Annotated in this window: 16 protein-coding genes; 10 read left to right on the plus strand and 6 right to left on the minus strand. The window is 56.6% G+C overall.

What is annotated here, in order from left to right; genetic code table 11:
• The first annotated feature begins 1 nt into the window (after position 1).
• From B9Z41_RS08970 to B9Z41_RS08985, 4 genes are all read left to right on the plus strand, one after another.
• On the plus strand, positions 2-583 hold the full coding sequence (locus B9Z41_RS08970) for a bifunctional 2-polyprenyl-6-hydroxyphenol methylase/3-demethylubiquinol 3-O-methyltransferase UbiG (protein WP_100146729.1): 582 nt from the start codon (positions 2-4) through the stop codon (positions 581-583).
• A 28-nt stretch (positions 584-611) separates the two neighbouring features.
• Positions 612-1,505, plus strand: coding sequence for a 4-hydroxy-tetrahydrodipicolinate synthase (dapA, locus tag B9Z41_RS08975; RefSeq protein ID WP_369823310.1), 894 nt, complete (start codon positions 612-614; stop codon positions 1,503-1,505).
• Between the two features lie 65 nt (positions 1,506-1,570).
• Positions 1,571-2,623, plus strand: a complete 1,053-nt coding sequence (gene bamC, locus B9Z41_RS08980; protein WP_369823311.1) for an outer membrane protein assembly factor BamC — start codon at positions 1,571-1,573, stop codon at positions 2,621-2,623.
• A gap of 25 nt (positions 2,624-2,648) precedes the next feature.
• Positions 2,649-3,434 (plus strand): MBL fold metallo-hydrolase, encoded by a 786-nt coding sequence (locus B9Z41_RS08985; protein ID WP_100146732.1) that lies wholly within the window; start codon positions 2,649-2,651, stop codon positions 3,432-3,434.
• 56 nt (positions 3,435-3,490) lie between these two features.
• Here B9Z41_RS08985 and B9Z41_RS17140 read toward each other — a convergent pair whose 3' ends face one another.
• Positions 3,491-3,661, minus strand: a complete 171-nt coding sequence (locus tag B9Z41_RS17140) for a hypothetical protein (RefSeq protein WP_199172964.1) — start codon at positions 3,659-3,661, stop codon at positions 3,491-3,493.
• A 149-nt stretch (positions 3,662-3,810) separates the two neighbouring features.
• Complete coding sequence (locus tag B9Z41_RS08990; RefSeq protein ID WP_100146733.1) at positions 3,811-4,956, minus strand: cupin domain-containing protein; 1,146 nt, start codon at positions 4,954-4,956, stop codon at positions 3,811-3,813.
• A gap of 19 nt (positions 4,957-4,975) precedes the next feature.
• Between B9Z41_RS08990 and B9Z41_RS08995 the strand changes: the two genes are divergently transcribed.
• Positions 4,976-5,500, plus strand: coding sequence for a peptidylprolyl isomerase (locus B9Z41_RS08995; RefSeq protein WP_100146734.1), 525 nt, complete (start codon positions 4,976-4,978; stop codon positions 5,498-5,500).
• 1 nt (position 5,501) lies between these two features.
• On the opposite strand, the gene dut is transcribed toward B9Z41_RS08995, so the two are convergent.
• Positions 5,502-5,951: a dUTP diphosphatase gene (gene dut, locus B9Z41_RS09000; RefSeq protein WP_100146735.1), complete on the minus strand. Its 450-nt coding sequence runs from the start codon at positions 5,949-5,951 to the stop codon at positions 5,502-5,504.
• Between the two features lie 53 nt (positions 5,952-6,004).
• Complete coding sequence (coaBC, locus tag B9Z41_RS09005) at positions 6,005-7,216, minus strand: bifunctional phosphopantothenoylcysteine decarboxylase/phosphopantothenate--cysteine ligase CoaBC (protein WP_100146736.1); 1,212 nt, start codon at positions 7,214-7,216, stop codon at positions 6,005-6,007.
• A gap of 70 nt (positions 7,217-7,286) precedes the next feature.
• Here coaBC and B9Z41_RS09010 point away from each other — a divergent pair, with 70 nt between their 5' ends.
• From B9Z41_RS09010 to B9Z41_RS09030, 5 genes are read left to right on the plus strand one after another with little or no spacing between them, the layout of a single operon-like run.
• A complete protein-coding gene (locus B9Z41_RS09010; RefSeq protein ID WP_100146737.1) occupies positions 7,287-8,933 on the plus strand; it encodes a CTP synthase in 1,647 nt (548 codons plus the stop codon).
• A gap of 23 nt (positions 8,934-8,956) precedes the next feature.
• The gene (gene kdsA / locus B9Z41_RS09015) at positions 8,957-9,814 is read left to right on the plus strand and encodes a 3-deoxy-8-phosphooctulonate synthase (protein WP_100146738.1); all 858 of its coding nucleotides are present in this window, start codon (positions 8,957-8,959) and stop codon (positions 9,812-9,814) included.
• A 36-nt stretch (positions 9,815-9,850) separates the two neighbouring features.
• A complete protein-coding gene (gene eno, locus B9Z41_RS09020) occupies positions 9,851-11,134 on the plus strand; it encodes a phosphopyruvate hydratase (RefSeq protein WP_100146739.1) in 1,284 nt (427 codons plus the stop codon).
• 12 nt (positions 11,135-11,146) lie between these two features.
• Positions 11,147-11,419, plus strand: coding sequence for a cell division protein FtsB (ftsB, locus tag B9Z41_RS09025; RefSeq protein WP_100146740.1), 273 nt, complete (start codon positions 11,147-11,149; stop codon positions 11,417-11,419).
• A 16-nt stretch (positions 11,420-11,435) separates the two neighbouring features.
• Positions 11,436-11,897 carry a hypothetical protein gene (locus tag B9Z41_RS09030; RefSeq protein WP_100146741.1) on the plus strand — a complete coding sequence of 154 codons (462 nt, stop codon included), beginning with the start codon at positions 11,436-11,438 and terminating at the stop codon, positions 11,895-11,897.
• 7 nt (positions 11,898-11,904) lie between these two features.
• Here the strand turns inward: B9Z41_RS09030 and B9Z41_RS09035 are convergent, their stop codons facing one another.
• Positions 11,905-12,879 carry an Hsp33 family molecular chaperone HslO gene (locus tag B9Z41_RS09035; protein ID WP_100146742.1) on the minus strand — a complete coding sequence of 325 codons (975 nt, stop codon included), beginning with the start codon at positions 12,877-12,879 and terminating at the stop codon, positions 11,905-11,907.
• The gene (locus tag B9Z41_RS09040; protein WP_100146743.1) at positions 12,879-13,403 is read right to left on the minus strand and encodes a gamma carbonic anhydrase family protein; all 525 of its coding nucleotides are present in this window, start codon (positions 13,401-13,403) and stop codon (positions 12,879-12,881) included. The genes B9Z41_RS09035 and B9Z41_RS09040 overlap by 1 nt, the downstream gene beginning before the upstream one ends.

Consider the following 13,403-nt stretch of genomic DNA (forward strand, 5'->3'; position numbering starts at 1 on the left):
GATGACGGCCCCTACCTCCACACACGGCACAGAGCCACCTTCGCTGTGGGTTCAGCGCTGGGCTCACCTGATCCCCCAAAACTCCACTGTCCTTGATGTGGCCTGTGGCCGAGGCCGGCACATGCGCTATTTGTCCCAGCAAGGACACGCGGTGGTGGGTGTCGACCGTGATGCGCAAGCCATCGCCGCGGTGGCGGACCTTGGAGAGGCGATCGAGGCAGATATTGAAAATGCGGCTTGGCCACTGCCCAACCGCCAGTTTGGTGCTGTCGTGGTGACCAACTACCTGTGGCGCCCTGTGTGGCCAAGCATCTTGAGCAGCCTGGCACCAGGCGCCGTGCTGATTTATGAAACATTTGCGGCGGGTAATGAGACCGTGGGCAAACCTTCCCGCCCTGATTTTTTGTTGCAGCCCGGTGAACTGCTGTCACGTTGTGCTGGTTTACGCGTTGTAGCGTATGAAGACGGCTTTTTAAACAGCCCTGAGCGCTTTGTGCAACGCATCGTGGCCGTGCAAACTTTGGCAACGCAACGTCTTGTGCAGCGCTTTCACCTGAGCCCGAGCCTGCACTCGCTAGAATGATTGTTTTATCTTGACCGAACCTGCGGACATGACACCCATCACCGGCAGCATCGTGGCTTTGACCACCCCCATGTTAGAAGACGGCAGCGTGGATTACCCCACCCTGCGCAAGCTGATTGACTGGCACATTGCAGAAGGCACCGACTGCATTGGCGTGGTCGGCACCACCGGCGAATCGCCGACTGTCAATGTCGAGGAACATTGCGAAATCATCCGCGTTTCCGTCGAACAAGCTGCCAAACACACCGAGCGTCATGTCCCCATCATGGCGGGCTGTGGCGCCAACTCCACGGCTGAAGCCATCGAATTGGCCAAATTTGCCAAGGGTGTTGGCGCGGATTGCCAGTTGCAAGTGGTGCCCTACTACAACAAGCCGACCCAAGAGGGGCAATACCTGCATTTCAAAGCGATTGCCGAAGCGGTTGATCTGCCTGTGGTGCTCTACAACGTGCCTGGCCGCAGTGTGGCTGATATGGCCCACGACACGGTGCTGCGCTTGACCCAAGTGCCGGGCATCGTCGGCATCAAAGAGGCAACCGGCAACGTTGAGCGCGCTCAATGGCTGATCCGTGACGTACCCAAAGGTTTTGCCGTCTATTCGGGTGACGACCCAACAGCGGTTGCCTTGATGCTGTGTGGTGGCCAAGGCAACATCAGTGTCACAGCAAACGTGGCACCCCGCTGGATGCATGAGCTGTGCATGGCAGCGATTTCCGGTGATGTGAAGCGCGCCATGGAAATTCAATTCAAGCTCATGCCGGTGCACAAGCATTTGTTCGTCGAAGCCAATCCAATTCCCGTCAAATGGGCGATGCACCGCATGGGGCTGAGTGGCCCGACATTGCGTCTACCCATGACGCCGCTGACAACAGCCAACGAACCTGTGGTTGAAGGCGCATTGCGCGCTGCCGGTTTGATCTGATCCTGACTAAGGCCATCTCTGTGATGCATTCATCCTCTTTCATTCGCGCCTGCGTGGCATGTGCTATGACCGTCCTTGTGAGCGCTTGCGGCTCCGTGATGGACAACGACAAGGTCAATTACAAAACAGACGGTGTGGCCAAGATCGTTCCATTGGACATTCCGCCTGATTTGACCCAGTTGACGCGCGACACACGCTATGCAGTGCCTGGTGGCGTGGTCACGGCAAGCGGCATGGCCAGTCGCCCGGCAGCTATGGGCGTGGCCAGCACAGCGGCCAAGGAAGTCAATGATGTACGCATTGAACGTGACGGCAAACAGCGCTGGCTGGTGGTCAATCGCTCTGCCGATGAAGTCTGGCCTATCGTGCATGGCTTCTGGAAAGAAAACGGCTTCGAGTACGTCATTGACCAGCAGCAATTGGGTTTGCTTGAAACCGAATGGGCCGAGAACCGCGCCAAAATTCCGCAAGACTTCATACGTCGAACATTGGGCAAAGTCTTGGATGGTCTGTATTCATCCGGCGAACGTGACAAATTTCGCACGCGTCTAGAGCGCAACAGCAACGGTGGCGTCGACATTTTCATCACACACCGTGGCATGAAAGAAGACTACGCAGACCAGATCAAGAGCACCACCATTTGGCAGCCACGCCCCAGTGACAGCGAATTGGAAGCCGAGTTTTTGACCCGCTTGATGGTGAAGTTAGGCGTATCTGGCAAACAAGCAACGACAGTTGTTGCCAACTCAAACACCGTCACTTCAAACACCAACCTGGTGAGCAACGGCAACGTGCTGACCATGTCTGATTCGTTTGATGTGACTTGGCGACGCGTGGGTGTGGCACTGGATCGCACAGGCTTCACTGTAGAAGATCGGGACCGCACGCAAGGCACTTACTTTGTCCGTTACGTAGACACCACGACCAAGGAAGAAAAAGGCTTTTTCAGCAATCTCTTCAGTGGCACCAAAGCTGACACGGGACCTTTGAAGTACCGCGTGGTGGTACGCAGCGTCAATGGCAAGTCGGAGGTCAGCGTCCTCAATGCGGCCGGACAAGCTGAAAACTCTCCGATATCCCAACGTATCTTGAAGCTGGTTGCCGACGACTTGCGCTGAAGGCAAACGCAGATAGCTTTGCGCGATGCTGCGCTTCAAAAGCCTGGGCAGTGGTAGCTCGGGCAATGCAACATTGGTGGAGGCAACACAAGGCATCCACACCACACGCCTGCTCATTGATTGCGGTCTACGGCTACGCGACTTAGAGGTACGACTGCAAGAGGCAGGCACCGCGATGGCTGAGCTCGATGCCATATTTATCACGCACGAGCACGGCGACCACATTGGGTGCGCCCGCAGTCTGCTCAAACGTCACCCAATCCCAATTTGGATGAGTCAAGGCTCATGGCTGGCGATTCGAGATCCCCATTGGCAAGCTCTTGAACCCTGGATTCGAATAGCTCGTGACAGCACCACCCTAGAAATCCACAACCTACAACTCACGCCTTTCACAGTGCCACACGATGCCCGTGAGCCGTTGCAGTTGCGTTGCAGCAATGGCGATCGGCAATTGGGTGTGGTCACAGACCTGGGGCATGTCACCACACACGTGGTGCAAGCTCTGCAAAATAGCCATGCACTGGTCCTTGAAACCAACCACGACCCAGAGTTGCTGGAACGCTCCAACTACCCCCACTTTCTCAAACAACGTGTTGAGGGCGATTGGGGACATCTGGCCAACGAGGCATCTGCCTACTTATTGCGCCGCATCTCCCACGCGCAACTGACGCGGGTGGTGGCAGCACACCTGAGCGAACGCAACAACACGCCAGAGCTGGCACAACGGTGTTTGAGCGATGCACTGGGTTGCAACCCAGATGACATTGAAGTGGCGACACCCAACACAGGAACACCGTGGTTCACCGTGTGATGGCCCATGAAAAAAGCCACCCAAGGGTGGCTTTTTGAGTCAGCACAGTAAAAAAATTACTTGCTGGCGGCTTCAGAAGCGGGTGCAGCAGGTGCAGATGCGTCAGCAGCAGGAGCCGAGGCCACTTCAGCAGGAGCAGCAGGAGCGGCAGCAGGAGCTTCTTTTTTACCGCAAGCGACGAGAGCAGCAGCAGCCAAGAGGGTCGCCAGCAGGAGCGATTTTTTCATGTCAATTTTCCTTTGATAGGGATGAAAACAATTTCTAGAAATTGCCGCAGTTCACACTGCGACCGAGCTGATGGACTCGAGCCCCTCCAACTCAGCAGGAAATTATAGGGTAAATCCCATGTGATCGACACGCTCTTGTCAGCTTCGTGTCATACGCGGTCTTTTTCAGTAATGGCGTGAAGCCACCCATCGTCACACCAATCCATCAGCAAACCCAAAGCCGCGGCGCTTGCCCCAGCTAAGTCTTGCGCAACCAGTTGCCTATCGTCGGCCAATCGCCGCATCAATACGGCATCCGCTCCTGAAGCACGCCAGCTCTCACCGTTCAAGAAGATGTGGTGCTTGTCGTACATCATGCGACTGCGACGGTCCAAACGAACGCGCTTGAGTTTGCGTGGTACGGCACTAGCTTCAAACCACACGTTGGCTTTGGGCTCTGTCAGCAACTCACCCAAGGCACGCTCCAACGACAAGGGGTCTTTGAGCGCACGCTGAAGCGCAGTTTTAGCGAACTCGCGCAAGCCCTCTGGAATACAAGCAGGTCGTTGAACTGCAGGCTGGTCGGCATCTTTGTACAAGTCGTCTCCCAAAAATTCGTCAACAGACTCGCTCCCCCGGACCAACAACTCACGTGCCAACTCGCCCATCTGAGGGGCACGAAAACCAATGGAGTAAGTCATGCATTCGCCCTCGGCCACACCATCGTGGGCATATCTCGGTGGCAAATACAGCATGTCCCCGGGGTTGAGCACATACTCATGCTCAGGTTTGAAATGGGCCAGCACCTTGAGCGGCAAGTCGGGGCGTAGGGATAAATCTTTTTGCCGCCCAATACGCCAACGACGCTGACCATGCGCCTGCAACAGAAACACGTCATAGCTGTCAAAGTGGGGCCCAACGCCTCCGCCATCGCTGGCGTAGCTGATCATCACATCATCCAAGCGTGCATCGGGCACGAAACGAAACTTCTGCATCAGATCGGCCACAGCGTCGTCGTGTAAATCCACGCCTTGAACCAACAAGGTCCAGTCACGCTCGCTCAGCTTGGGAATAGCGCGACGCTTGAAAGGGCCGCGCTGCATTTGCCAAGCGCGCCGCCCATTGTTTTCTCCTTGCACCAGGCGGGACTCCACGCCGTCCTGTGCAGCCAGATCGAACAGCTCGGCGCGGCTCAGAAAAGGGGAGAAATTGGGAATGGCTTGACGCACCAGCAAAGGTTTGCGTTGCCAATGGCGCTGCATGAATTCAGCGGGTGTCAAGCCGCCAAGTAGGGTTAAAGGGTGTTTCACATTCATCGTGCGACAATTTTGCCCTATGGAAATTACCCAACACTGCGTGGTCGGCTTGACCTGGACCTTGAAAGACACCTTGGGCGAGGTGCTCGACGAATTGGACGAGCCCGTTGAGTTTTTGCTCGGCGGTGACGATTTGCTGCACAAAATCGAAGAGGCGCTGCAAGGTCACAGCGTGGGTGCGCTGATTGACTTACATCTTGAGCCTGAAGAGGCATTTGGTGACTATGACGAAGAACGCGTGTTTTTAGAAGACCGCGCGCGTTTCCCGAAAGAGCTAGAAGAAGGCCACACGATTGAAGGTCACGCCCTGCCCGATGGCTGCAACCCCGACGCACCGCGCGATTTGCTCTACACCGTGACCGACATTTATCCTGAGCATGTGGTGCTTGACGGCAACCATCCACTGGCGGGCATTGCCATTCGCATTCACCTCGAAGTGAAGTCCGTGCGCGAAGCCTCTGACGAAGAAAAAGACCGTGGCACAGCTGGCACTGGTTTTTTCAAAATCGAACCGCAGGCGCCAGGCAGCAACCTGCTGCATTGATTTAATTTTTACCGGTGGACCCGTAACCACCTTCGCCGCGCTCACTGGGTGCGGCGAACTCATGGACCACGTTGAATTGCGCCTGCACCACCGGCACGATCACCAACTGAGCCAATCGCTCCATCGGCTCCAGCGTGAAAGCCACATCGCTGCGATTCCAGGCACTGACCATCAATTGGCCTTGGTAGTCGCTGTCGATGAGCCCCACCAAATTGCCCAACACAATGCCGTGCTTGTGACCTAGACCTGAGCGCGGCAAGATCAAAGCGGCATATGCGGGGTCTGCCAAATGGATCGCGATGCCTGTAGGCACCAGTTGCCAGGCGTTGGGCACCAGTGTCAACGGCGCATCCAAGCAGGCCCGCAAATCCAGTCCGGCACTGCCAGGTGTGGCGTACTGAGGCAGTTGGTCTGCCATGCGGGGATCCAAAATTTTGACATCGAGTTTCATAGATTCAAGTTCAAGGTGAGGCGCGGACTTGCCGCATCGGAAAAGAAAAAGATTCAGCCGCGGCGACGCGCAATTTCGGCCACCAATTGACGGGCCAGGCTGAGTTTGCTCGCATGGGGCAACGCTTGACTGCCTTGCGCGTCGACCAACAGCAACGCGTTGTCGTCCAAGCCGAACGTCGCAGGGCCAATATTGCCCACCAGCAACGGCACGCCTTTGCGCGCGCGCTTAGCCGTTGCGTGCTCCAGCAGGTCATGGCTCTCAGCTGCAAAACCCACGCAAAACAATGTCCCGTTTTGTGCCCGCTCAGACTGTGCGACGCCCGCCAAAATGTCAGGGTTTTCAGTGAACTGCAGTTGCGGCAATTGCCCTGAGCCGTCTTTCTTGATTTTTTGTGTCGCCACCTGAGCCAATCGCCAATCGGCCACTGCAGCCGTTGCCACAAACACCGTGGCCTGATCCACATGCTGCGCAACAGCTGCTTGCATGTCCAAAGCCGATCGCACATCGACACGTCGCACGCCACGTGGTGTGGCCTGATGAACAGGGCCAGCGACCAGCGTGACCTCAGCCCCCGCTTCGCGGGCGGCACGTGCAATCGCAAAGCCCATCTTGCCGCTCGACAAATTGGTGATGCCGCGAACCGGATCGATGGCTTCGAACGTGGGCCCTGCCGTGACCAGCACATGCTGTCCTTGCAACACCTTGGGTTGAAAAAACGCCACCAAATCTTCTAATATTTCCTCGGGCTCCAACATGCGTCCGTCACCGGTTTCACCGCACGCCTGCTCACCCTGCCCGACATCCAACACATGCGCGCCATCGGCTCGCAACTGCGTCACATTGCGTTGTGTGGCGGGGTGTTGCCACATCTCACGGTTCATGGCGGGTGCCAATATCAAGGGGACACTTTGAATAGGTCGCGCCAAGCACATCAAACTGAGTAAATCATCGGCCCGCCCGTGCAGCAACTTGGCCATGAAATCGGCGCTGGCAGGTGCCACCACAATGGCATCGGCCTCCCGACTCAAATTGATGTGCGCCATGTTGTTGGGCTCACGCCCGTCCCATTGCGACACATACACGGGACGGTTGCTCAAGGCCTGTAGCGTAACCGGCGTGATGAACTGTGCCGCAGCCTCGGTCATCACCACCTGAACGCTGGCGCCCGCCTTGATCAACGCACGACACAGCTCCGCCGCTTTGTAGCAGGCAATGCCGCCACTCAGGCCCAACACAATATGTTTGTTTGACAGATCAGACATGGGTCGCAATGTAGCAGAGCGCCTATAATTTCGATTTCCACCTACCGGGAGATTCAACTCCCGATCTGGCATGACCCAATTTGTCTTCGTCACCGGCGGTGTAGTGTCTTCCCTGGGCAAGGGAATCGCTTCCGCCTCTCTCGCCGCGATCCTTGAATCACGCGGCCTCTCCGTCACCCTCATCAAGCTCGACCCCTACATCAACGTAGACCCAGGCACCATGTCGCCGTTTCAGCACGGCGAAGTGTTTGTGACGGACGATGGCGCTGAAACCGACCTGGATTTAGGCCACTACGAGCGTTTCATCACGACACGCATGAAGAAGGCAAACAACTTCACGACAGGTCAAATTTACAAGAGCGTGCTCGAAAAAGAGCGCCGTGGTGACTACTTGGGTAAAACCGTTCAGGTCATCCCGCACATCACCAACGAAATCCAAGATTTCATCAAACGCGGCGCAGGTTTTGAAACACCTGAAGCGGTGGATGTGGCCATTGTGGAAATCGGTGGCACGGTGGGCGACATCGAGTCCCTGCCCTTCCTCGAAGCCGCACGCCAGATGAGCCTCAAGCTGGGCTCACACAACACGGCCTTTGTTCACTTGAGCTATGTGCCATGGATTGCTGCCGCAGGCGAGCTCAAAACGAAACCCACACAACACACCGCACAAAAGCTGCGTGAAATTGGCATCCAAGCCGACTGTCTGTTGTGCCGTGCCGACCGTCCCATCCCCGAGGACGAGCGCGCCAAGATCAGCTTGTTCTCCAACGTGCCTGAATGGGGTGTGATCTCCATGTGGGACGTGGACACCATCTACAAAGTCCCACGCATGCTGCACGAGCAAGGACTGGATCGTCTGATTTGCGACAAGCTGCGCATCAGCGCTCAGCCAGCCAACCTCAAGCGTTGGGACGACTTGGTTCATGAAGTCGAACACCCTGCCAAGGACGTCACCATTGCCATGGTGGGCAAGTACGTGGACTTGTCTGACAGCTACAAATCGCTCAATGAAGCCCTGCGTCACGCTGGCATGAAAAACCATGCACGTGTGAAGATCGAATACATCGACTCCGAAACCATCACCCCCGACAACGTGTCGCAACTGGCCAAGTTCGACGGTGTGTTGGTGCCAGGCGGTTTTGGTGTGCGCGGCGTTGAAGGCAAAATTTCCGCAGCACAGTTCGCCCGTGAACACAAAGTCCCATACCTCGGTATTTGCTTGGGCATGCAAGTCGCCACCATCGAATACGCACGCCACGTCGCGGGGCTCAAAGACGCCAACAGCACTGAGTTCGAGCCCAACAGCCCCTACCCCGTGATCGCCTTGATCAACGAGTGGAAAGACGCCGATGGCAGCATCCAAACCCGCGACAGCAACTCCGACCTCGGAGGCACCATGCGCCTGGGCGCACAAAGCTCAGACGTGGCCAAGGGCACGCTCGCCCACCAAATCTACGGGGACGTGGTGACTGAGCGTCATCGCCATCGCTATGAAGCCAACGTGAATTACCTCGACACCTTGCGCCAGGCAGGGTTAGTGATTTCCGCCTTGACCCAGCGCGAACAATTAACAGAAATCGTGGAGTTGCCTCAAACAGTTCACCCTTGGTACATGGGCGTGCAATTCCACCCTGAATTCAAATCCACTCCTTGGGACGGCCACCCCCTGTTCAACGCTTATGTGAAAGCGGCTCTTGAACACAAGGCCAATGCCTGAGCACTTCAAACACAGGACACGCCATGAAACTTTGCGGATTTGACGTCGGTCTGAACCAGCCCTTCTTTCTGATTGCAGGCACCTGCTCCATCGAAGGCTTGGAGATGTCGCTCGATGTCGCAGGTCAACTCAAAGAAATTTGTTCGACCCTGGGTATTCCCCTAATCTACAAAGGTTCCTTTGACAAAGCCAACCGTTCCTCGGGCAACACCAAGCGTGGCCTAGGCATGGATGCAGGCTTGAAAATCCTCGACGAAGTACGCCGTCAAATTCAAGTGCCCATCCTCACCGATGTGCATGAAACGTCGCAAGTCAGCGCTGTCGCCAGCGTGGTGGATGTGTTGCAAACGCCTGCTTTTTTGTGTCGGCAGACCGATTTCATCCGTGCCGTGGCGCAATCGGGTAAGCCCGTCAACATCAAGAAGGGCCAGTTTTTAGCCCCTTGGGATATGAAAAACGTCATCGACAAAGCGCGTGACGCCGCGCGAGAAGCCGGCTTGCCAGAAGATAACTTTTTGGCCTGCGAACGCGGCGTGAGCTTTGGCTACAACAACCTGGTGGCCGACATGACCAGCTTGGCAGAGATGCGCAAGTCTGGCGCGCCTGTGGTGTTTGATGTGACCCATTCGGTGCAAAAACCAGGGGGTCAAGGCACCAGCAGTGGTGGCGCCCGTGACATGGTGCCGGTACTGGCGCGTGCAGGCGTTGCGGCTGGCGTCGCCGGGCTTTTCATGGAAACACACCCATGCCCGAACGAGGCCTGGTCCGATGGCCCCAACGCCGTGCCGTTGAAACACATGAAGGCCTTGCTGGAGACGTTGGTGGACTTGGATCGTGTGACCAAGAAGCACCCATTCCTAGAAAACAATTTCGGTATTTGATTCTGATTTTTAACTTCAAGCTTTGAGAGAAAACCCATGAGCGCTATCGTTGACATCGTTGGTCGTGAAATTTTGGACAGCCGCGGCAACCCCACCGTGGAATGTGATGTGTTGTTGGAGTCCGGCACCATGGGTCGTGCAGCGGTACCGTCAGGTGCATCGACCGGCAGCCGCGAAGCCATTGAGCTGCGCGATGGCGACAAGAGCCGCTACCTAGGCAAAGGTGTGCTCAAAGCTGTGGAGCACATCAACACCGAAATCTCCGAAGCCGTGCTGGGTTTGGACGCCTCTGAGCAAGCCTTCCTCGACAAAACTTTGATCGACCTCGACGGCACCGAAAACAAAAGCCGCTTGGGCGCGAACGCCATGCTGGCGGTGTCCATGGCCGTGGCACGCGCTGCTGCTGAAGAGTCTGGTCTGCCCCTTTATCGCTACTTTGGCGGCATGAATGGTTGCCAATTGCCCGTACCCATGATGAACGTCATCAACGGCGGCGCACACGCCAACAACAACCTGGACTTGCAAGAGTTCATGATCATTCCCGTGGGCGCTCCCAACTTCCGCGAAGCCGTTCGCTACGGCGCAGAAGTGTTTCACGCACTCAAGAAAATCATCCACGACAAAGGCATGAGCATTGCAGTGGGCGACGAAGGCGGCTTTGCCCCGAACGTGCCCAGCCACGAAGCAGCCATCCAAATGATCTTGGACGCCATTGCAGCTGCGGGCTACACCGCCGGTGAGCAAATTGCCATTGGCTTGGACTGCGCCGCCAGCGAGTTCTACAAAGACGGCAAATACCACCTCGAAGGTGAAGGTCTGCAGCTCACCGCTGAGCAATGGACCGACATGCTGGCCACTTGGGTCGACAAATACCCCATCATCAGCATCGAAGATGGCATGCATGAAGGCGACTGGGACGGCTGGAAACTGTTGACTGAACGTCTGGGTAAAAAAGTGCAATTGGTGGGCGACGACCTGTTTGTCACCAACACCAAGATCTTGCAAGAAGGCATCGACAAACACATCGCCAACTCCATCCTGATCAAGATCAATCAAATTGGCACCCTGACCGAAACATTCGCCGCCATCGAAATGGCCAAGCGTGCAGGCTACACAGCGGTCATCAGCCACCGCTCGGGCGAGACCGAAGACAGCACCATCGCCGATATCGCTGTGGGCTTGAACGCGGGACAAATCAAAACCGGCTCGATGAGCCGTTCAGACCGCATGGCCAAGTACAACCAGCTGCTGCGCATCGAAGAAGACTTGGGTGACATTGCCCAGTACCCAGGTCGCGCCGCGTTCTACAACCTGCGTTAAACGGTCACACGCGTGCTACGCCCCCTCCACCTGGTTCTGATTGCCTTGCTGTTGGTACTGCAAGGCCAGATGTGGTTTGGACGTGGCAGCGTGCCCGATGTCATGCGTTTGCGCCAGCAACTGGCCGAACAAAAACAAAACAATGCAGCCGCCCAATTGGCCAATGACCGGTTGGGCGCTGAGCTGCACGACCTCAAAGATGGCCTCGAGATGGTCGAAGAGCGCGCACGCACAGAAATCGGCATGGTCAAGCCGAATGAAATTTTTGTGCAGATCGCGAAGTAACTGAGTTGTCCAGGGCATGCAGATCGCCTTGCTCGGTGCCCCACGCACCGGAAAAACCCAACTGGCTCAAGCGTTGACACGCCATCTGCAGCCACAGCATGTGGAAGTGTTCGACGCGCCAGATATCACGCAACGCCCGCTGGCGCATGCATTCGACGTCACTTTGTTGTGTGGCTTGGATTTGCCAGACCCTGCTGCGACAGGGCATAAGCGCACAGCGGTTGAACGCGAAGCCATTGACCAACGCATTCGCCACCAACTCGATACCGCGCAGATCGCCTACCAAGTGGTCTATGGCGTGGGTGCCGAGCGGCTGGAGAACGCTTTGTTTTGCATTGCACGCCAAGCGCCTGGGTGGGCCGCCACACCACAGCGCCCGCAAGCCCTGAACCGTTGGTCCGGTCCCTGCGAGCGTTGCGCTGATGGGGACTGCGAGCACCGGCTGTTCATGGACTTGCTGAGCAACAAATCTCGCTGATGCGGTCTCAGTGCAACGACGAAGGGCCTGGCACTTGTTGTTCTGTGCTGGTGAAAATTTGCGCTGCATCCACCGGGTCATAGCGGTATTGCTGGCCACAAAAATCACAGCCCACCTCAATGTCGCCGCGCTCGGCCAAGATACTCTCCGCCTCGGCCACGCCCAGGCTGCGAATCATCTGACTCACGCGCTCACGGTTGCATGAGCAAGCAAAACGCGGGGTTTGAGGCTCAAAACGCACCACGGGCTCTTCCCAGAAGAGGCGCCGCAAGATGGTGTCTGCGTCCAAGGTCAACAACTCCTCGCGCTTCAAACTGGCGGCCAAAATAGCGATTCGGTTGTAGTCTTCGTTGCGACCAATCTCATCTTCATCGGCAGCGGTGGAGCGGGCGGACAAGTTGCCCTCGCCCATGACAGGCAAGCGCTGGATCAACAAACCTGCCGCAGTTTTGTCATCGGCTGCCAGCACCAAGGTGGTGTCGAGCTGCTCACTTTGCAGCATGTAATGCTCAAGCACCTGGTTGAACTGCATGAGTTTTTCGCGTTGATCCCCAAACAACGGAACCACACCTTGATAAGGCTGTTGTCCAGGCAACTTGTCTTTCGGATCCAGGGTAATGGCGCAACGCCCCTCGTTGTTCTGGTTCACCATCTCGGGCAAGCTGCTGGCGTCCCCAATGTCACCGACCACTTTGGCGGTGGCACGAAAGCTCAAATCGGGCTGCACTTCAACCACGGCCAGCTTCAAGGGACCATCGCCAAAAATTTGCATCACCAAAGCGCCATTGAATTTGATATTGGCTTGCATCAGCACAGCGGCAGCGGTCATCTCACCGAGCAAGTGGCGCACGGGCTCAGGATAGGCGCCGGTCTCGACATTGGCAGCGCGGCGCTTGAGCACCTCTTGCCAGACATCGGTGAGTTGCACCAGCATGCCTCGCACGGGCAAGCCATCAAACAAAAATTTATGGAGCTGAGTCATCAAGCGATTTTCTTCAGTCCCAGCTTATGGCGCTGGGCATTGTCAATGTAGTGCTGCGCACTGCGGCGCAGTCCTGCGATTTGCTCAGGGGTGAGCTGGCGGACCGCCTTGGCGGGGCTGCCCAAGATCATCGATCCATCAGGAAATTCTTTGCCCTCGGTCACCAACGAGCCAGCACCCACCAAACAGTTTTTGCCAATCTTGGCGCCGTTGAGCACGATGGCCCCGATGCCAATCAGCGATTCATCGCCAATCGTGCACCCATGCAACTGCACCATGTGGCCCACCGTCACATGCTTGCCCAAGGTCAAAGGCATGCCCACATCGGCATGCAGCACACTGCCGTCTTGCACATTGCTGCCTTCACCGATGGTGATCTTGTCCGAATCTCCTCGCACCACGCTGCTGTACCAGACGCTGCTGTGCGCGCCCATCTCGACGTCACCCATCACTTGTGCGTTGTCGGCCACCCAGGCCGAGTCAGCCACGTGAGGCTTGAGCGCATCCAATTCATAAACAGCCAT

Source organism: Limnohabitans sp. JirII-31 (assembly GCF_002778315.1).
Lineage (GTDB): Bacteria > Pseudomonadota > Gammaproteobacteria > Burkholderiales > Burkholderiaceae_C > Limnohabitans.